A 20,866-nucleotide genomic window follows, 5' to 3' on the forward strand; every position below is an offset into this window, starting at 1 on the left:
TTAAAAATTGAAGGTTAGTTTTCCTGAAATAATACGGTAGGTAGGGTAATTAAATCCATCCTGTCCGATTCCATCCACATTGACTCCCTTATAGTTTGTCCAGATAAAGAGGTTTCTGCCGATAAGGGATAGATTGGCATTTTTCAGAACCTTGGAAAGACCTAGTTTTTCTGTTGGGAGTTTATAGGATAACGAAAGTTCGCGAAGGGCCAAATAGGTGGTTTTTTCGATCCAATAATCTGTTACTTGTGAGGCGTTGAATACCTGGGTGGTAAAGTTTAGCGGTTTGCCTGCGGCGGCACTCCGGTCAGAAAATTCCGAGCGGTAGACATAGGTCAGATATTGTGCGGTTTCATTGAATTTTTGTCCGCCTTGTTGCCAATCCAGCACGCTGTAAAGTGAAAAACGTCCGTAATTAAAGGTGTTTGTAAAACCCAGTAAAAAATCTGGATTGGCATCGCCGATAATTTTGGCATTACCGGTTGCAGCGTTGACATAAAATACGGGCGCTTCGTTGGCCGTACCCAAAGCGGCTTTTTCGACCACGACACCAAATTCATTTACCACATAGTCTTCAACCCGTTTGGTACCGTTACCGGCATTGATGACAAAACCGTCGGCATTGGTTTGCAACTGCGCGAGATCCGAGTGGATACTGTACCCATAAATTGCGGTGGTACTGGCACCGACAGCTTTTCGATAACCGTTGTATGTAAACTCGGGAACATCGCCCAGTGAGGTAATCCGGCTACGGACGCGGCTGAAAGTAAGGCCTGATGACCAATTAAACTTTTTATGCTCGAGCACTTTTCCATTGACCTCCAGTTCGAGAGAATTTGATTTTACAGCGCCTAGGTTGTCGTAGATGCTTGCTGAGCCCGAAATCGGTGTAAAGGCTGGGACAGAAATAAAATCGTTGGTACTATTTGAAAAAGCATAGTTGAACTGCACATTCAGTCGCTTAAATAAAACGGCATCAAAACCAAGTTCCGTTTCCGCGGTAACTGCCCGCTTCAGGTCGGTATTGTCATTTTGTGTATAGCTGACACCCCCTGTATTGGTGATGCTGACGCGGCTGTCTTTGGCGCCAAAAGGAGGAAGGCTTCCCGCTTTTCCATATGCCACCCGCAGCTTAAACTCTGTCAATGGATCGAGCTTGATATCCTGCGTCAAACGGTATGCGGCAGAAATGCGGGGGAAAAAGGCTGTACCGACATCGCGGCCAAACCGTGAACTCTGATCGAGCCGGCCGAGGGCGTCGACAAATAGTTTATCTGCCCAGGCAAACTTGGCGTTGAGGAAATAGCCATGGTTAACTGTTTTCTCCCAATTGGATGAAATAATCCTCGTGCTCGGTTCTGTCACATCTAGGCTTTTGACTGGGGCCGTAAGATTTCGACCGGAAGCATTGAAACCTGTCTGAGATGCAAATTCATACACATATTTGGCAGTAAGACCCCAATCCAGATTGCCAGTCCTGCGGTTGTAATTTAATTGTAGCTGACCATTTTTGCTGGTGCTTTTGGAGGTTCTTAAAGCATAGTTCCCATTATTCAGACTGACATCCGGGACAATGGTCTGATATCCTTTAGGGTAGTATTCTTCGGTATTATATTGTTTGGTCTGTAAGGAAAGGGCTCCTTCGGCACTCAGGTGTTCGGTAATTACATATTTTAGTTTTCCACCCAGCAGCAGATTCTCGGTCTGATAGGCGTATTCCTCATTGCTCAGTCGATAGAAAGGATTGGTCCATTGCTGACCGGAAAGATTGCTCCCTTTGGGTAGGTAGACATATTTTCCCGATTCATTCTTTTCGCTGAGATCGATAAAAGGCTCGACAAGTAAAGTCGAATAAAGCAGTCCATCCGAACGGCTGGATACAGCACTCGAAGGTGTATTGAAGAAGCTATACTGCGTGGTTAGATCGGCTGTAATTTTGGGTGAAACGCGGTAACCAAGATTGAACAGAATGTTCTGTCTTTTGTCTGCATCGACCACTGGTGAAACACCGCCTTTATGTTGGTTTTGTGCGGATAAATAGATGTTGTATTTTTCACCACTTGCTGCGGCCGAGATGGAATTGGTAAAATAGCTGGTCTGGCCCAATAGATTTTTGGTATTGTCCACATAGTCTTTATAGGGATGCAGATTGACCGAAAAACCATTTTCCTTGTAGTCGATCACCCGGGCTCCATTGACCAACAGGAAAGATCCGTCTGGATTGACCTTGAAATGATGCTGAATGGATAGGGGTGGAAGTAATAACAGACTTGAGTAACCAAGTTCGTTATCTATACTGATATTCAGTTTTCCTTCCTTTTTACCGTTTTTTGTCAACACCTGAATGACCCCGCCCTCGCCGCGGGTTCCATATAAGGCCGAGGCTGCAGCTCCTTTGACTACTTCGATGCTCTCAATATCGTTGGGATTAAGATCTGAAAGACGGAGGGCTGTGACAAAGCCATCCACAACGATCAAAGGTTCGATTTCTCCGGTTACCGACTTTGATCCACGGAGATATACCGATGCCCCGGCATTGCCACCCGACTGGTCGATGCGGAGGCCGGCGACTTTTCCGCGTAAACTCGTGGAAGCATCGAGCGCAGGAACGGTGCCGATCAGCTCCTGGTCTACTTTGGTCAATGCAAAGGATAGCTTTTTGCGGCTTGTACCTTGTGCAACACCTGTTACCACAACTTCTTCCAGATCTTTGCTCGCTGGGCTGAGCGCAATAACTATGGGGCTTTTGTCGATCACAAGGGATAGTGACTTGTAGTTGAGATGTGTTAGCTTGACCTTAAAGGGGAGCTTCTGTCCAGTAACAAATTGAAATCTACCCTCCCTGTCGGTTTTCACAGAGTGGGTAACAGCATCCAATTGCACAGTGACATCTTCTATAGGCTGTTTTGTAGAAGCGTCAATGATATGGCCCTCAAGGGTAGCGTTTACGATAGGTTTGGGCTTGTTCTGTGAATAAGTGGGGTGTACCCAAAAAAAGAACAATAGAAAATAGATAGAATACAGCCGTACTCCAATGTTTTTCATAAAATTTGGATTAATAGTTAAAAATTAAACAAGTGCCAACGCCAATTGATTACTTGCAGGATTTCTAGGGGAATGTTTCTACAGCAGAACACTGCAGTTTTGTGTTAGCAACACATTCGCATGGATGCAATGTGGAATAGTTGATTTTTCATAAGGGATCTTAAATGTTAAAAAAGTTTAGTTGATTGAATACGATAAGCAAATATAGGGAATTAAAAATAAAGTCTATAAAATTAGTAGATTATTTTTTTAAATAAATTGAACTGCGCTGCTGCTACGAAACCAAAGCGGGCTTCCATGTAAATGAAAGCCCGCTTTTTGAAGTCTTTTGATCGCTTGTGTTTCTAGCATGGAGGCTGGCGAAGATATAGGCCATGTTTTAGTAGGCCATTGTCTGGATTCTTTTCTACTTCAGCTTTTTCAATTTTACTGTTTTTGTTGATAGGGGTATCACATAGCGATTCAACGGATCTTTGTTTATTCCTTCCACCTCATAATGGCTTTCGGGATTTACATTGAGCAGAATATTTGTGCTGTTTTGTTTTGCTTCATTATTGAAGATCAGGGTGACGCTATGGTCTTTTTGATCGTAATGTAATTCGGCAATTTCTCCGGCATCTGTGGTCAACCATAGATTTTCTTTTGCCAGGAAAACACGTCCTTTGGAAGCTGTAGTCAGTGCAACCTTGACCTGTTGTTTTTCGGTTTTTAGATTACCGCTGAAAGCCAGCCAGCCAAATTCGGGATGTTCGACAATATAGGTCCCCGAATTGACGGCATAACCATAAAAGCCGGTTCCATAATCGCCCGAGATGCCGTCATTGGCCAGTGTGGATGGGTAGGAGTGGAATGCTCCCGGGCCAAAGCCGTCGGCTGTGACATTGGCCAATGCACCCATCATACCTGCATGTCCGATACGGAGCAGGTAGAAGTCGTCTGGATGGTCGCGGTAGGCTGTAAGGACGGGAATGGCATTGAGGGCCGAACCATAATGATGCAGCTGCCGCTCGATACGGGAGAGCTTGCCGCCATAGACAAAATCCCAATAACGGCGTGCACTGCCATTGTAACCCCAGTGCGGCACGGTAGGCATGTAAGCAATGATGGCATTGAGCGTCACTTGAGCTTTTTCGTCGAAGCCGAAAAAGCGCGACCAGAGGTATACCTCTTCCTGACCTGTAGAATCCCATGGCATCTCACTCCCGAATGGATAATTGAGGGTTTTCCAATGCTCTGCTCGCTTGCGCATGGCGGCTTCAAGCTTGTCGGCCATCGTTGTTAATCCTTCCTTGCGGAGATCATTGAGGACGATAAGGAAGATACTGCCTTCCATTTGACCGAATTGCGCGTAGTAAGGTGCTTTTTCGACCATGGCGATACTGGTCTGGTAAGCCCGTTCGAGGTACTTGTCCCAGGTTTCCTCATTGACCAGATTGTTGTAGTTGCGGGCGAGCCTGTACATCACCCAGTGTGCTGCCGCAACATGTGGATAATTGTAGGATCGTCCTATGTCATCGGCTTCCTTTTTGGGCCAGGCAGACCAGGTTTTCCAGTTGATATCCGAACGGTAGGTACCGGCGGGCATTGAATCTGGTTCATAATAAAAAAGGCTTTTGACAACACCATATTTCTTGTCGCCTTCTTTATGCTGGATATGACCGTATAGTGTCTCATTGACAAAACGTTTCAATTTGGCTATTTCCTGTTGATCGGGCTGCAGTACTTGTTTCATCAGGGCGGCAAGCCAGCTTGCTGCTCCGGCTTCATCGCTGAGGCCTGCAAACCAGGCGCTCCTATTTTGGGTGATGGGCTGCTGTTCTTCATAGTCATAGGATATGACAGACGGTGAACGGCCAAAGAGATCCTTGTCATTTTCATACCACTGCTTGGTGGTGAGGAAATGGCCCAGATCCTGTACAACTTCTTTTTCGGATTTGATTACTTTATAGTGGATCGTCTGCGTAATGCCATCCCTGTAGTTGATGGTAAGCCGTGCACGTCCCCAACGGTTGCCCTTCACTTCGTATTCGGTCCATTGCTGAGCTGTGCTTCCTTTCTTTGTCAGGGTCAATGCACCTTCGGGATAGACACTGACACTTTTGACCGCTTTGTTGTGCTTAACAAAGAGTTTGGCGGGATTGTCCATGGGGACAACATATCCGGGAAGTCCAACAGCGACAGGCCTATTGTTTTTCAATAACTCCGATTCAATTTGCCTGATACTTGGCGCGAGGACAAATTTTAAGGCAAAGGTCTTTGACTCATGTGGTTTCAAGAGGGTAGAAGTCGGTGTATTCCATTGTTCTACGCCTTTCCAATCAGTCTCGGCATAGGCCTTACTGTGGATCATCCATTCATGAAATCCCTCAAAGGTAATACTTCGGGGGGTAGGGTCTGTATTGAGCGGATTGTAGGCTTCAAAGCCTGCATTTTTATAGGGCAATACCAACAGACTCGGCCCATTGCCATGTAGGCGGTTGACCTGTAGATAACCCGCATCTTGGCCGATATAGGGATCGAAAAAGACATTCTGTGCATGTGCCTGATCGAGATTTTTCCAATCCATGTTGTTGTTGAAGGGAAGTGGGATACCCAGCGCCCCGATTTCGATGGGATAATCGTTGGGATTTGAAACCTCAAAACTCAGGATCAGATCGCCTCCGTCATCTCGCCAGCTGCGTACAACCTTCAACGGAATATTGTTGAGCGTAGGGCTGATGTCTGCGCTTGCAAGATCGTTTTTTGCCGGATTTATTGGGATGACATGCTTACGGTCTGCCGCCGATGAGTAGGAAGTCCAGGGGGTATCACCCTGACGGCGCAAACTGATATTGATATCACCGATATGAAAAAACTTATTGCGGTCTCTTTTGCTCAGGAGCTCAACAGGCGTATAGTCAAAATCTTTTTCGCCGCCGTTGGGGCGAAAAGAAGATAGCGTCTGCGATGCATTGAGGATAGCTACATGGAGGTTTTTGAGGGTAAAGCTTTTGGCGCCCTCTTCTACACCTAAAGTGGCTTGCTGTGCTTTGACTGCTTTCCATACGGGGTGTTCGTCCTGTTGACTATATACGCTGCTTGGCAACTGTGTGCATACGAGCGCAAATAGGATCCAATAGCTTTTTTTAAGATTCATTTTTGACATGTTATTGCTCATTTAATACGCCGAAGATCATTGTTCTTACAAAGATGAAGGATTGTACTCTCGATTTATGGGTAGATTTTAACCTTCAATAGCCCATTTTTAACCTATTAGCCCTCAAAATTTGTAATGCGATGATCGAAGTTATAAATTTAATGTTAAATAGACATTTATCGTAGATTTTAGTTGTTATAAAGTCAGTTGAATGGCGATATCGTTTTTTATGTACCTGTAAACTTTGTGTTATCATGAAACATCATTTTTCTTGCGTTATTTTGGTTACACTGGTTATGTCACTTACAGGGCTGGTGGCACAGCCGTTGAAACCCTACCAAAAGCCTAATGTATTGAATCCACTGTTGCCTGGGTATTTTGCGGACCCGAGCATCAAGAAAATTGCAGATACGTATTATATCTATGCGACCACCGATGGTAATGGTTGGGGAGCAGGGCCATCACAGGTATGGACATCCAGGGATTTTAAGAACTGGACCATTCAACCCATGAACTGGCCCAATACACACTGGTACTGGGCTCCTGATATCACGCAGGGATACGACGGACGATATTACCTCTATTATAGTCAGCCTGTAGAAATTTTTGGGGCAGTGGCCGACAGCCCTACAGGCCCCTGGGAACCTTTGGTATCCGGTGGCAAATCGATGATCCCGAACTATATGGTTCCAGGTGTGATTACCCTGGACGGGCAAACCTTTCGGGATGATGATGGTCGCATCTATCTATTTTGGGGAACCTGGGGAATCTACCCCGATCATGGATGTGGGGTGGGGATACTCAACAGGGATATGAAAACGTTCGAAAAAACAGCATTGATTCCAAATACGGTTGCAAAGGACTTTTTTGAGGCGCCCTATATGTTTAAGCGTAAGGGCATCTATTACCTGATGTACTCCTCGGGGCATTGTGAAGATGGTACTTATCGTGTGCAATATGTTAAAAGTAAAATCGGTCCTATGGGACCTTTTGAATATCCATCGGCCAATCCGATATTGATTACAAACGAGGATGGCAGTATTCACGGTCCGGGACATCATAGTATTCTTGAACAGGATAATCGTTATTTCATCGTCTATCACAGGCATAATAATCCACATGCTGGGGGCGGCTTCCACCGTCAGGTTGCCATGGACGAGCTATTCTTTAGGCCTGACGGCGATATTGAGCCGGTGCGGCCCACACATGCTGGTGTGCCAGATTTGCTTCCAACAGTTACAGGGCCAGTCGATTTGGCTTTTGGGAAAACGGTGCAGGCCTCTTCTTACTACAATGCAGATTTTAGGCCTGCATTCTTAGTCGACAACAACAATGGAACACTATGGCGGGCCAAAAATAATCAAGGACCGGCCTGGGTAGCTATTGACCTGGGTAAGAAGCTGGATATACAGACCATATCCATTCAGTTTGAATACCCGACTTATGCCTATCAATACCGACTCGAAACTTCTGTGGATGGTCTTGCCTGGAAAAGCTTTATAGATCGCTCGAATAATGACCGTTGGGCAAGTCCTATTGTTGAACATGGCAAAGCTATGGCAAGATATGTTAGATTACATGTATTGAACACGCAAGTGAATGGACTTCCTCGTGGCGTTTGGAACATGAAAGTGTATGCACAAAAGCTTGCGCAACAGACGCTGTGGTCTGCAGCACAAACGATGCCCGTCAGGGAAATAACATTGGGTAATTTAATCCATATCGATGCGGCCAATTACCTTGAGGGGCAACAGGTAAAAGGTATTCAGAATAAAGGGCTACTCGGGGGGATGTTCAGTACAGAACATGCCTTGGCCGTTAAAAATTATCAGGGTAAAAAGGCATTCTTCTTTGATGGAGCTACCGCATTGCGATCGACTTTCGCTGTGCCCCAGTCGTTGGCTGCAAATAGTTCTTATAGTATTGCACTATGGGTCAATAATCCGGACATCGCCCGGTTTGAACCGTTGGTTGCCTGGTCGTCGGGGCAGCAGGATCTCAGTAAAGCGATTTTTGGTTATGGTACAGATTCCGGACGTGGGGCCATCACGCATGGCTCCTGGCCTGATTTGGGGTATGCATCGGTACCGGGCGCAAATGTATGGCATCATATTGTATTTTCTTTTGACGGCTATCAGGAGTCTATTTATGTGGACGGAAAGCTGCAGCGCAAGGAAAATAGGATGCTGTTTGTCAGGCCTGGTGACGCCTTTGTGTTGGGAGCTTCGGATGTGCTGGATCAGCACTTTTCGGGCTATGTATCCAGTTTGCAGGTATATAATACGAGCTTGGATGAGGAGGAAGTGGCCAGGTTGGCCAATGAAGTCCCGAAATCGGATTTCTTTGCGCTGCAAACTGACGATTTAAACCTCGGAAAGCTCAGCACTTTGCGGAACCAGGGAACAGCAAAGGATACCTTAGTGGCCCTTGACGATGCGGAGGTGGTGGTAGCGGGAAATAGATTGGCATTGAAAGGTAAGGCTTTTGAAAGTGCGGCGCTAACAGACATTCTCCGTCAGCAGCAGTATACGCTGGGTTTTGACTGGTATGACGGCGCTGCCTGGCAACATGCTATGTTTGTATATGATAAAGGAAAAAAGCGTTTTTATCGCAATGGGAAGGCTGAAAAGCGGGTGTTTTCTAACAAACTGCTGCGGGTAAATAAGACTAGCATCGAACTGGCTTATCCATTTCATTTCTTTCGCGCCTATGCTGGCACTTTAAGGTCAGAGGAGATAAACGCTAAGTTCAGTCAGTGGAAAGCAGGCTTGGCCAATGGGCTGGACGGGTATGTTCCGCAGGTACTTTCTCCACCGCGTCTGATCAATGCCGATCAGGTATTTGCACAGGTCGAAAAAAGGCTGGGAATGTGGTATCTATTCCGTTCTGAGGGCGAAAGTTCAGGCTGGAAGCAACAGCCTTACCATCTCTTTAAATCGTTCGAACCTGGAAAATCCATCGAAGTTCTGGCGAAGGATGCCTTTGGCAATGTCAGTAAGCCGGTAGTGGAAAGGGTTTCGGCGAAAAGGCCGCAATTGGTACAGCCAGCACACAATGAAAGCTATTCGGCCAAGGATCAGAAAATTCCTTTCTGGGATGGTTATCAATATAGTGAAAGAACCGACAGTACACAGACAGCGCTTGCCTACTTGAATGGAACCTGGAAAATCCAGTCCAAAAATACAAAATGGGGTGATGCAGACCTTCTGGCCCCCTTTGTTTATAAAGAGCTGGAGGGCGATTTCACGCTAGAGGTTAAGGTAAGCGATGTGGCAGGCTTGGCCCGCAAAGCACGTACATCAAGTGAAGCCGGTATCATGATTCAACGCACGGATAGTAAGGATGCCTACATCACCAATTGTATTTTGACGGGATGGAACCTGGGTAATCTTTCGCGGAGCATCGGCCCACAGATTTTTCAGGAAGAGAATACAGGAACGGGCCTAAATTTTTCGCCCTACCTTCAGGTTCAGAAGATCGGTAATTATTTCTTTTTGCGTTGCTCGGGAGATGGCATGTACTGGAAGGATCTTCCTGGAACACCGTTTCTACGCGCCGATCTGAACGGCAAAAGACTGCGCGTCGGACTTTATCAGATTGCCGGTAACAACCAGTTAGGTTATGGCGAATTTGAAAGACTTCGTATCTGGAAGTAAAAATGATATGTCCATAAAAAACGGCATTGAACGTTGTTCAATGCCGTTTTTTATCGAAAGTTTACTGATGAAGGATTACTTGGAGTCATTTAGCGCTAAAGTGCTGATCAATGAGTCCGCTTCTGCTTTTTCGATTTGTTTACTGTATGATGCGGTCAGCACTTTATAACGGATATCCAACACTTTCTCCTGTAAATCATAATCTGTCGTTACTTCCAATACTTTGGTATATTGTCTTTTTTCGGCATCATATCCGAAAGCAAAAAGATCGAGTTCTTTTTTGATGCTGCAGCCTTTAAAATAGATGTTTTTCCAGCGACGCCCTATATTGCCGCTCGGATTATACCAGATGATGCAGGAATCAAGGTTCCTTCTGCCCCAGCTAGCTGGAAGGGGATATAGCCCCAGCTTTTTGCGTTGCTCGTTGTAATTGACTCCATATTTTTCAATAATACATGTTTTGCTGAAATACGATCGAATAGATGGGTAAATAGGCAAGAGTATCACAACGAAGGATAATACAATAAATAGGTTTCGAAAAAGGGTTTTGTTCATAAATGGTCTTTTGATGTTGCTAGGCTCGTATATTTTGCACCCTCATTGTATCTGTCTACAATGGGTTCCTGTTTTCATTTTAAATATATTAAAAAAATTGAAGTGATCTATTTGTTGTGCCGATTTTCAAAAAAATAAAAAGCCTGCTTTTTTGGAAAACAAAAAAGTAAAATAAGGGGAAGCAAAAACATTCTGAAATAGTTATTGTTGTAAAAGTAAGGCATAACCTCAGGTAATGAAAATACTTCTTTTAGCGCTAAGATCCTTACTCTTTTTGTCCGTATTGCTGTTGACAGCCTGTTCGACCTTAATAAACAATGTTCAGGTACATACGTTAACAACAAACTACTGTGCGCCAAATGTGGCCTATACATCAATTCCAATACAGGAAATCGCTGCCTCGGACAGTATTCAGATAAGGAAAATTTTTTCTTACCATGATTTTGTGCTGATCAAATACCTCAATCTGGCAGAACCCATTATCCACTATTTGGGGACTGCGAATAATGCTACACTGAAATTGGCGGCAAGGCAAAAGATGACCGAAAGGTACATGCTGTTTGAGACAGAACTGAATGCCATTGCAGCAGAGTTGGACTGTAACGGTGAGCGTATCGATAAGCTCGCAGGATATATAGACGAACTGAATGCGAAAACGCAGACGCGTTTGACTGTGGCTTCTATACTTCTGGGAGCCGTGACAGCGGTGACGGCGACCACGGTTAAAAATGATGGACTCAACAATGGATTGAGCATCGCTGGCGGGGTCGGTACGGCGGTATTGGGATTTATGACCCTGAACCCAAAAGGCAAAAAGGTCAAGATGCAGCTGCAACGTAATATGCTTGAAAGTATTTGGTATCAAAATAATAAGGCGCAGATCTACCCGAGCTCAGTTTGGGGGATTTTATCCGAGAAAAAATTTAGCAACGCTGAAAACTCGTCATTGATAGAAACAATGCGGCAGCGCTGGCTGCAATATGGTCTGGACGATGAACCGGATAGCCCCCTGCAGCAGCTTTATTTTAAGAATGGTGGAACTTTTGCGGCCGAGGAACTACATGATCTGGCCAATATGCACAATGAATTGCAGGCGACCATCCGTTCTATTCAGCAGGATATGCGAAGTTTAATACTGGCCATTCATTCAATGGATTGAGATTAAGTGGCTATCTCCTCCTCAATAGCGACAGATTGTGGTTTTTTAATATTTTTGATGCCTTTCCTATGGAGCCATTCGGTAAAATGATCTGGATCGTCCGGTATAAAATGGATCACCTTACCATTTTTGAGGAGTAAGGAAAATATACCGCAATTAGCGATGAATTTGATGATGTCATCGGAATGGTGTTTCAAGAGCGAAAAATATTCCATTAAGTTTGGTTTTTCTTTAAAAAATAGGTCGGATAAACTATCCAAAATATGCGTTAAATGGCTAAATCAATCGATTGCATAAATCAATTCAAAGATGTGAAATATTTTTAATATTTCTTCAAAAGATTATAAATTGATATTGCTTTTTTTTTTACGTTAAACTGTTTTCGCTTGGCGACCTGATCACCGCATTTCAATAGATCTCTCAAAATGATCTCCCAATAGGTTTTCTGTTTTGGTCAGCTTTTAAACATTTTTACCCTTCTTTTAAATATTCGTTGCAAAGCGATTTTGTTGAAAGCAATAGCTTTGCTTTGTAACCAATTGGCGAAAAGCCAGTTCATTTTAAATAAATGATCGAGTAAATGCAATAGTGAATTTTTAAGGGATGCCACCTGTTGAAACGAGCTCATTATGTGATCTGATAGCGCATAGCGGTGAGCACATACTACAGTTAGCATATAAGTAATAAATAACCAATTTGTATAAATAAATAACCAAGTACTCGCCTCAAGGGGCAAAAAGACATTTATCTTAAAAAAAGATTATGAACAGAAATTATGTGTCTTCTTTCTTTTGTTTTCCCAAAGAAAGGAATAGGAAAGTGAAGTGGTTGTTAATGGCTTCCATGTTAATGGGCATTGGACGACTGTCTGCTCAGGAAAAAGTGATCCATGGAAAAATCATCAGTGATCAAGGAAAACCCATTATCGGGGCGTCGATCAAAGTGAAAGACAAAACCCTCAGTACTTCAACAAACGAGAAAGGCGAATTTGTACTCAAGCTCAATCCGGGAGAAGTCCTTATTGTATCCAATGTGGGTTATAATCAGGCAGAATATGTAATCGGTAATTCTTCGGAAATCAGTATTCCACTTGTTGCCGCAGAAATTGCCGTGGATGAAGTTGTGGTGGTAGGCTATGGTAAACAGAAGAAGGTCGATCTGACCTCTTCCATCGCTGTTGTGGACACCAAAGATCTGGTGAAAGTACCTGGTGGTACAATTGCTACGCTTCAGAGCGCCGTGCCTGGAGTGCAGGTAACCAATGGCGCTATCCGTATCCGTGGCGTTGGATCCATTAACGGAACCGACCCGCTCTATGTCGTGGATGGGATGATCGGCGGAGCTATGCCGGATGAAAATAATATCGCCAGCATTCAGGTTTTAAAAGATGCCGCATCAAGTGCCATCTATGGTTCCCGTGGGGCTAATGGCGTTATTTTGGTCACCACAAAACGGGGTAAAGCCGGAGAGGTGAAGCTCGATTATAATGCCTTCGCCGGCATCAAAAATATTTCCCATAATATACCTCTGCTCAACGGGCAGCAACTGGCCGAATTGATTAATGAGGAAATGTACAATAAAGATCCCTCGCGCAAAGATTATCTGGCCGCGCTGTCTAAACCCTCCGACATCGGGCAGGGGTATAATATGATGGACGAATTGCTGCAGACGGGCAATTATCAACGGCATAATCTCTCGGTTTCCGGCGGATCTCAAAACGCCAATTTTCGGCTTAGCGGTATCTATGCGACAGACAAATCCATTATTATTCAAGATAAAAATAAGTATTATGGCGCCCAATTTATCTCTGATTTTACCAAAGGAAAACTCAAGATAGGCGAAACCCTTTCCTTAGGTTACATCCGCCGCAACTGGAGCGACAAAAATATCATCGATGCGCAAAAGTGGTCCTCGACATTACCGCTCTACGATGCCAACAGCAGCACTGGTTTTGCCGGAGCTGGCAATGGAACGGATGTTCAGAGTGCATTGGCAAATGCCCACCTCAATAAAAACGTCAATGACAATTTTTCGGTAAACGGCAATGCCTGGGCTACTTATGAGATTATAAAAGGCCTGGTTTACAAATTTAATATGGGGATCGACCTTAACCGGGTGCGGAATGAGGGGTATATAGGTAACTACGCTGTCGGACAATATCAAAATCATAGTCCGGATGAACTCAATATTTCGAGCAGTCAAAATAACCGCTGGTTGTTTGAAAATACGCTGACTTATGAAAATAATTTTGGCAAACATGCTATTTCGGCTTTGGCAGGTATTACTTCGGAAGAATCCCGTTATAATGCTGTCAATGCCGGTGCCCGCGGTTTGCCAAGTCCAGATGTTTTGATCCTTAATTCGGCTTCCTTGGCGAGTTCCCGTCTCGTGGGGTCAGGTGTGGGACAGTCTGCCATGTATTCCATGCTGGGCCGTGTCAACTATAATTATGATAACCGTTACCTATTGACATTTAACATGCGACGTGATGGATCGGCCAACTTTAGCAATCAATACCGCTATGGAAACTTTCCTTCGGTATCAGCGGGATGGCGGATCAGTCAGGAATCTTTCATGAAAGCATTTCCTGCGATCAGCGAATTGAAGATCCGTGGCAGTTATGGTCTTCTGGGTAATTCCGATATAGCGCAATATCAATATCAGCGGACGGTTAGTTTCGACCACGTCTGGTATTATTTGAACAATGTTATGGTTACGGGGGCTTTGCCGCAGACTCCTTCCAATCCGAATGTAAAATGGGAAAGCCAGTATTCAACTGACCTTGGTCTCGATCTGGAACTGTTTGACCATAAATTGGCCCTGACGGTCGATTATTATAACAAAAAGACTGAGGACATGTTGATCAATGTACCCATTTCGTTCACCGCAGGGTATGTCAACAACTTTCCTGTGCTGAATGCCGGCAGTATACGCAACCGGGGGTGGGATATCCTGGCTTCCTACAAAGATCAGGTCGGTAATTTTGGCTATCGTATCGGCGCCAATATTTCTTTTGTGAAAAACCGCGTGCTGAGTCTAGGCAACAATAATGAAATTTTATGGGGAAGTATCTCTCCTGGGGGTGAAAACGTCACAAGAACAGCAGTTGGTCGTTCGGTAGGGGAATTTTGGGGCTACACCACCAACGGTTTATATACCAGTCAGGCACAATTGGATGCCGATAAAGCTTTTGCACCCCACGCAGCATTGGGCGATATACGCTTCAATGACCGAAATGGCGACAAGGTCTTAAATGATCAGGATAAAGATTTTTTGGGAAGCCCAATACCTGATTTTAGCTACGGCTTCAATGCCGATGTAAACTACAGCAGTTCGATTGGCACATTTGATCTGTCGATGATGTGGCAGGGAAGCAAAGGAAACGATATCTACAACAATAGCCGCTACTGGGGCGAGGGAATGTACCACTACTACAATAATTTTGCATCGACTCTGGATCGTTATCGTGCGGAGGAGCTTGTCTTTAAAAATCCGGTATCTGGTGAAACTACGGCTTATCCAAAAAATACAGCTACTACTATTCCACGCGCTGTACTTGGCGACCCGAATCAAAATTTAAGGGCATCCAACAGGTTTGTGGAGGATGGTTCTTATTTGCGGCTCAAAGTCGTCAACATTGGTTACAGTTTTTCAAGTCCTAGACTTGAACGTTGGAAGATCGACCGACTGCGGTTTTACGTAGGCGCAAAAAACCTACTGACCTTTACCAAGTATTCAGGTTATGATCCTGAAGTGGGCTCGGGCGATACACGCTCCAATTTAAGCCGTGGAATTGACGGACAGACACCATGGGGGCTAAGCTTCCCGAATTCTAGGGAGTATTTTATGGGTATTCAATTCACATTTTAATTTTCATTTCGATACCATGAACAGACACTATATAAAAATGGCTGCTGCTGCTTTGTTGATACAGTTCTCGGGCTGTAAGCCAAATCTAGATCTCTCCAATCCGCAGGAATTGTCGACAGATACCTATTATAAAACAGCAGATCAATTGGAAAATTCGGTCATACCTGCCTATCAGGCACTGATCGGCCGTACACAGGGCGGATATGCTCGTAGTTTGTATTTCGAGCTCTTGGCACCCGGGGACGATTACAACCATACTTTTAAATGGGAACCCATGTATCAGGACACGTACAATACCCCTGCGAGCGATGGGATGGCAGCTCAGACCTGGAGAGATTTTTGGAACGGGGTGTTTGCGGCTAATTTAGCCATCGATCGGATTCAGAAGTTTGAAGGCGAAATAGATCAAAATAGAAAGAATCGGTTATTGGGGGAAGCGTATTTTTTGAGAGCACTGAACTATTTGCACCTGAGCATGTTGTTTGGCGAAACCATTCCGCTGATCAATAAACCTGTCGAGACCAACGAAGATTACTATCCCGGCAATGCACAGGCGGGGGCCGTATATGCCCTAATCGTGGATGACTTTAAGAGAGCATCGGAATTGTTGCCAACGCGGGCAGCACTCTATGCCGACAGTAAAATGATCGGTCGGGCAACCAAAGGTGCAGCACAGGCTTACTTGGCTAAAACCTACCTGTATAAACCTATCTTGGCGAAGGGACAGGCTGCAGATTTTGCAAATGCCGAGATCCAGTTGAAAAGCGTTATTGATAGCAAGGAGTATCAATTGATGTCTTCCTATAGGGACAATTTTTTGGAGTCGAAGGAGAATAACCAGGAATCTGTATTTGAGATACAGCTGTATAATGGGCCTGGCTGGCTTGGGGACGATATATCGAGTTCGTGGCGATGGCAGGAGATCGGCATGTTCGATGGTACCGGTGGTGCCTGGTGGAACTTGGCGCCCAATAAAATGGCACATGATGAATTTGAAGAAGGAGATCCCCGGAAATATATGACGCTTTGGTGCGAGAATGGTGCAAAGTTTACGCAGCTGGACGGTAAGGTCACGACCTATACGGACTGGATGAAAAACCTGGCGACCAATAAAGATTTCTTTGGTACCCGGAAATATTGTCCGGATGTTCAGATCGCTGACTTTGATAATGGCAACAATGATCGTATTTTTCGCTATAGCGATGTGCTGCTGCTTTATGCGGAATGTCTCAATGAACGTGGCGATATCGCCGGAGCGAAACAATACATCAACCTGGTGCGTAAGCGCGCCAATAATATCGTTCCGGATGAGCAGCCGCATCTCTGGTATCAAAAATCCAACGGGACAATTCCCGACGTAGATGGACTGATTGCAAAAGGTTTGGTAAAAAACGGTGTTGCGTTGAATACTATAAAAAGTATTATCGTGCATGAACGATTTGTCGAATTTTTGGGAGAATATCAGCGGTATTTTGACCTTTTGCGCTGGGGCATGGCTGACCCTACCTGGCTTGAGCCTTTAAAGAAAGCGGGCTGGTCGGCAAAAGCCATGTATTACCCCTTCCCACAGGCCGAACTGGACAACAACAAAAATTTGAAAGGGAACGACATGAACAATTGATCTGGGAAAATAGATGTTTTTATGTATTCATAGTTAGTGTTAGGTGGAGGTGTCCTTTTTAGGGCACCTTTTTTTTGTTCCACTGAACAAAAAGAATCCTGTGTCGATATTGTACTAGTATTGATCGATTATGTAGTTTCTTTCCTGATCCAATACAGGTATTTTTGGTATTCAAGTAGATAACAAATTATAAACCGGATGCCTTTGTCGTGCAATTTGTGTCGAGGCATTCTGATCGAAGATCATTGAATAATGGACAGAAGAACAGCAATTAAATTTCTCGGTGCAACTATTCCGACGCTTTTCCTTGGCAAATTTAGCGCTGCACACACCTATTTGGGAAAAGTACCTTTTCATCCCGACTGGCGTTCACTAGAAAATTATCAGGTGCCTGAGTGGTTCAGGGATGCCAAATTTGGTATCTGGGCGCACTGGGGCCCGCAGTGTCAGCCCGAGCGCGGCGATTGGTATGCGCGGGGTATGTATCAGGAGGGATCCGATCAGTATAATTATCACGTCGAAAAATATGGACACCCTTCGGTGTTTGGTTTTAAAGATGTTATCCATCAGTGGAAAGCCGAAAATTGGAATCCGGAAGAGCTGATGGACCTCTATAAAAATGCCGGTGCCCAGTATTTCATGGCCCTAGCCAATCATCATGATAATTTGGATCTTTACCGCAGTAGCCACCATCAATGGAATAGCGTCAATGTTGGCCCCAAAAAAGATATTGTAGGCGGCTGGGAGCGTGCTGCCAAAAAACGAGGACTCAAATTTGGTGTGAGCGTTCACGCAGCCCATGCCTGGACCTGGTATGAGACAGCGCAACGAAGTGATAAAGCCGGTAAGTTTGCCGGTGTACCCTATGATGGGAAACTAACGAAAAAGGATGGCGCAGGAAAATGGTGGGCAGATTACGATCCTCAGGAGCTCTACGCTCAGGATCATGAGCCTAGTTTAGATAGCAAAGACGACAACACGGTTCATCGGCAGTGGCATTGGGATGTAAATTCAGGGGTAAGTGTGCCAACAAAGGCCTATTGCGAAAACTTTAAGGCCCGGACCCTGGAACTGATGGATAACTACAAGCCCGACATGGTTTACTTCGACGATACGGTACTGCCGCTTTATCCAATCAGCAATGTTGGACTGGAGATCGCGGCCGACTTTTATAATAAAAGTATGCAGGCAAACAAAGGCAAGGTTGATGTGGTCATCAATGGGAAAATCCTGAATGAACAGCAACGGAAATGCCTGGTATGGGATATCGAACGGGGACAGAGCAACACCATTGAACCGCAGCCCTGGCAGACCTGTACCTGTATCGGTTCTTGGCACTATGATCGCCGAATTTATGAAAATAATCACTATAAATCGGCTAAAACCGTAATTCATATGCTGATTGATGTCGTTAGTAAAAACGGCAACTTATTGTTAAGTGTACCATTACGCGGTGACGGTTCCATCGACGACCGTGCAAGGGAGGTCGTAACGGGAATAGGAGGCTGGATGGCAGTTCACAGTGAAGCAATCATAGGAACAAGACCATGGCATATTTTTGGTGAGGGGCCTGCACAGGAGGAAGCTCCTTCACTGCATGTGCAGGGCTTTAATGAAGGGAAGGGAAAAGCTTTTACCGGCGATGATGTGCGCTTCACGACAAAAGGAAATGTCATGTATGCTTTTATAATGGGAACGTTGACCAAAAAGCAGCTCCGAATAAAGTCATTGGGTCGTTTAGCCCCCAATTCGAGAAAAGTTGGTCAGGTACAGTTACTCGGAACTAACGATCGTATAGCGTTTCAACAACTCGATAATGATCTAGTGGTCTCCATACCCGATAGTTTTGTTCAAAACAGTATCGCAACGGTACTAAAAATTTCCTAATGACTTTATCTTTTCTTGTGCTAGAGCATGTGTTCGACTGTGGATAAAAAGGCTAGGATGGTATCTCTTGGGATCGCCAGGCAAGCTGTATGACTAAATCGGGCTATATTGAGCCCGATAAAGTTACCTTTGCTATCGACTACCGGACTTCCACATTCGTCGGCATGAATGCGTGAGTCATGAAGAAATACACGTAAAAAATTATCCCTGCGAACTGATTTTCCTTTTGGAATATTGTTTGCAGGGTGAGGATTTTCCCTGACGGACCAATTAGAAAGAATTACATTTGTGTATAGATCTGCGGCTCCACGTCGGTATTGAACCTGCAGTGTATCGCCGGCAGAAAATTGCTGCATGGCCGCATTTATTTTGATGGCGCTTGACACGTCGCGATTATTTAGTGTAAGCATACGGTCGCCGACACGAAGTCCAGCGCGGGCTGCGGCACCCGTGCTATCTACTTTGGTTAAGGTCGGAAGGCCTTCTATTTCCTGCATTTGTGCATCGAAAGTTCCGGGAACAGGTAAACGTGGGAAGGTTTGGGATGACATGCCCAGTACACCGAATTTACGCTGATCGGCTCCAAGAAGCGACCACAGGTTTAAACCAACAAAAGAATCAGAAATACTTTGCCGGGCTACCTTCGATACATTGACTGACGGAAATTGATGATCACTAATGAGTGCTACCAAGTCGCTTTTTTCGTCTCTGAGCAGAATTCTTAATACATGAATCCTGTTACCTATTTTGACGATTGGTGCTTCGCCAATAAGACTACTTTTGGATAAGATGACCTGTTTATTGTTTCCCAAATTAAATGCTGTACCTAATAGCAGTATGCTGTCGCCATCTAATGTACTGCTGATCTGGATGGGCTGAAAATTTGTTTTCGGATGTTTCGCAGGTTTTTTGATCCCCAATTGAATTAGTTTTTTTTGCTGAGGATCTTTACCGATTGAATCGGTTGAGACAGGATAACTGCTGATAGCAACTGGATTGGTCAGCGACTGCCAATAACTCCGGTAACTGTTTATAGGAACCTCAAAATTGATACCTTCAGCACCATCTATACGGCTGTGAAGACCGATTACACGGCCCAGGGCATCAAATAATGGACCTCCGGAATCACCGGGTTCCATTATGCTGCTGCTTTGAATAAACCCAAAGTTATCCAATTTCTTTAGAATGCGTCCCGTCCGTAGAAAAGGAATGTTGAAAGGTAATGTTTCTGGATACGATAGCCCAAAGCAAAGCTGGTTTTCAGTGATGGATGATGACCAGCCCATTTCAGCATAAGGCCAGGGGCCCTGGCCTTGCATTTTCATCATGGCAATATCGGGCAAGTTACTTTGTTGATCAACGACCAGCCTTCCGAGAGCCTTGGCAACTCCTTGCTTGCCATCGGCAAAGATAACACGATAGAAATTGCCGGGCCTTGTAGCATGTGCCACAGTAAGAATTGTTCCGTCCGAATGGACAATTACCCCACTAAAGGGAGCACTGTTTTGCTGTCCGCTCAAACTGTCAATGCCAAACATCTTTATGGAAGCCGTCTGAACCCGTTCAATGACAGATCTCGGTATCTCATGAACTGCTGACCGCCCCGTCTGCGCAAAGCAGTAGGTGGAGCAGGTAATTACGTATAATATTGTCTTAATAAGATATTGGAGAAATGTGCTTATAGCGAATTTTTTGGAACGAGGTATCATATTGCAAATAGGTTGATTTATCGGATTAGGTTTGGTTTTTCAACATCACGGTTCAAAGGTAGCTTAATTGTGATTAAAGAAACAAGGGTAAGTGGTTAGTTCTGAATATATTATTGAGTTTTCGTTATTTTTACGACGCTTTGCCGAAAAATTTATGGTATAGGAGCGAAAATTGTGAAAAAATAGTAGGAAGAATTTAGGGATAGGCCAATCATAGGAAGTATCCAT

The 20,866-nt window shown here is 44.7% G+C and carries 10 protein-coding genes; 5 read left to right on the forward strand and 5 right to left on the reverse strand.

What is annotated here, in order from left to right; genetic code table 11:
• Nucleotides 1-3,045, reverse strand: a complete 3,045-nt coding sequence (locus OK025_RS15250; RefSeq protein ID WP_317664990.1) for a SusC/RagA family TonB-linked outer membrane protein — start codon at nt 3,043-3,045, stop codon at nt 1-3.
• Between the two features lie 406 nt (nt 3,046-3,451).
• Nucleotides 3,452-6,181: a DUF5695 domain-containing protein gene (locus OK025_RS15255; protein WP_317664992.1), complete on the reverse strand. Its 2,730-nt coding sequence runs from the start codon at nt 6,179-6,181 to the stop codon at nt 3,452-3,454.
• Between the two features lie 254 nt (nt 6,182-6,435).
• Here OK025_RS15255 and OK025_RS15260 point away from each other — a divergent pair, with 254 nt between their 5' ends.
• Nucleotides 6,436-9,837, forward strand: a complete 3,402-nt coding sequence (locus tag OK025_RS15260; protein WP_317664994.1) for a family 43 glycosylhydrolase — start codon at nt 6,436-6,438, stop codon at nt 9,835-9,837.
• Between the two features lie 75 nt (nt 9,838-9,912).
• On the opposite strand, the gene OK025_RS15265 is transcribed toward OK025_RS15260, so the two are convergent.
• The gene (locus tag OK025_RS15265; protein WP_317664996.1) at nt 9,913-10,392 is read right to left on the reverse strand and encodes a hypothetical protein; all 480 of its coding nucleotides are present in this window, start codon (nt 10,390-10,392) and stop codon (nt 9,913-9,915) included.
• A gap of 235 nt (nt 10,393-10,627) precedes the next feature.
• Here OK025_RS15265 and OK025_RS15270 point away from each other — a divergent pair, with 235 nt between their 5' ends.
• Nucleotides 10,628-11,551, forward strand: coding sequence for a hypothetical protein (locus tag OK025_RS15270; RefSeq protein ID WP_317664998.1), 924 nt, complete (start codon nt 10,628-10,630; stop codon nt 11,549-11,551).
• A 2-nt stretch (nt 11,552-11,553) separates the two neighbouring features.
• Here the strand turns inward: OK025_RS15270 and OK025_RS15275 are convergent, their stop codons facing one another.
• The gene (locus tag OK025_RS15275) at nt 11,554-11,766 is read right to left on the reverse strand and encodes a hypothetical protein (protein WP_317665000.1); all 213 of its coding nucleotides are present in this window, start codon (nt 11,764-11,766) and stop codon (nt 11,554-11,556) included.
• A 547-nt stretch (nt 11,767-12,313) separates the two neighbouring features.
• Here OK025_RS15275 and OK025_RS15280 point away from each other — a divergent pair.
• The 3 genes from OK025_RS15280 to OK025_RS15290 all read left to right on the forward strand — a co-directional run bounded on the left by OK025_RS15280 (nt 12,314) and on the right by OK025_RS15290 (nt 18,929).
• Nucleotides 12,314-15,421 (forward strand): TonB-dependent receptor, encoded by a 3,108-nt coding sequence (locus OK025_RS15280; protein WP_317665002.1) that lies wholly within the window; start codon nt 12,314-12,316, stop codon nt 15,419-15,421.
• Between the two features lie 16 nt (nt 15,422-15,437).
• Nucleotides 15,438-17,042 (forward strand): RagB/SusD family nutrient uptake outer membrane protein, encoded by a 1,605-nt coding sequence (locus OK025_RS15285; RefSeq protein ID WP_317665004.1) that lies wholly within the window; start codon nt 15,438-15,440, stop codon nt 17,040-17,042.
• 252 nt (nt 17,043-17,294) lie between these two features.
• A complete protein-coding gene (locus OK025_RS15290; protein WP_317665006.1) occupies nt 17,295-18,929 on the forward strand; it encodes an alpha-L-fucosidase in 1,635 nt (544 codons plus the stop codon).
• A 20-nt stretch (nt 18,930-18,949) separates the two neighbouring features.
• On the opposite strand, the gene OK025_RS15295 is transcribed toward OK025_RS15290, so the two are convergent.
• A complete protein-coding gene (locus OK025_RS15295) occupies nt 18,950-20,467 on the reverse strand; it encodes a trypsin-like peptidase domain-containing protein (protein ID WP_317665008.1) in 1,518 nt (505 codons plus the stop codon).
• Between the last annotated feature and the right edge of the window lie 399 nt (nt 20,468-20,866).

The organism is Sphingobacterium sp. UGAL515B_05 (assembly GCF_033097525.1).
Lineage (GTDB): Bacteria > Bacteroidota > Bacteroidia > Sphingobacteriales > Sphingobacteriaceae > Sphingobacterium.

Bases quoted from the DNA above. Each gene is read 5' to 3' on its own strand.
- OK025_RS15250 (WP_317664990.1), bottom strand. From the start codon at position 3,045: ATGAAAAACATTGGAGTACGGCTGTATTCTATCTATTTTCTATTGTTC.
- OK025_RS15255 (WP_317664992.1), bottom strand. From the start codon at position 6,181: ATGAATCTTAAAAAAAGCTATTGGATCCTATTTGCGCTCGTATGCACA.
- OK025_RS15260 (WP_317664994.1), top strand. From the start codon at position 6,436: ATGAAACATCATTTTTCTTGCGTTATTTTGGTTACACTGGTTATGTCA.
- OK025_RS15265 (WP_317664996.1), bottom strand. From the start codon at position 10,392: ATGAACAAAACCCTTTTTCGAAACCTATTTATTGTATTATCCTTCGTT.
- OK025_RS15270 (WP_317664998.1), top strand. From the start codon at position 10,628: ATGAAAATACTTCTTTTAGCGCTAAGATCCTTACTCTTTTTGTCCGTA.
- OK025_RS15275 (WP_317665000.1), bottom strand. From the start codon at position 11,766: ATGGAATATTTTTCGCTCTTGAAACACCATTCCGATGACATCATCAAA.
- OK025_RS15280 (WP_317665002.1), top strand. From the start codon at position 12,314: ATGAACAGAAATTATGTGTCTTCTTTCTTTTGTTTTCCCAAAGAAAGG.
- OK025_RS15285 (WP_317665004.1), top strand. From the start codon at position 15,438: ATGAACAGACACTATATAAAAATGGCTGCTGCTGCTTTGTTGATACAG.
- OK025_RS15290 (WP_317665006.1), top strand. From the start codon at position 17,295: ATGGACAGAAGAACAGCAATTAAATTTCTCGGTGCAACTATTCCGACG.
- OK025_RS15295 (WP_317665008.1), bottom strand. From the start codon at position 20,467: ATGTTTGGCATTGACAGTTTGAGCGGACAGCAAAACAGTGCTCCCTTT.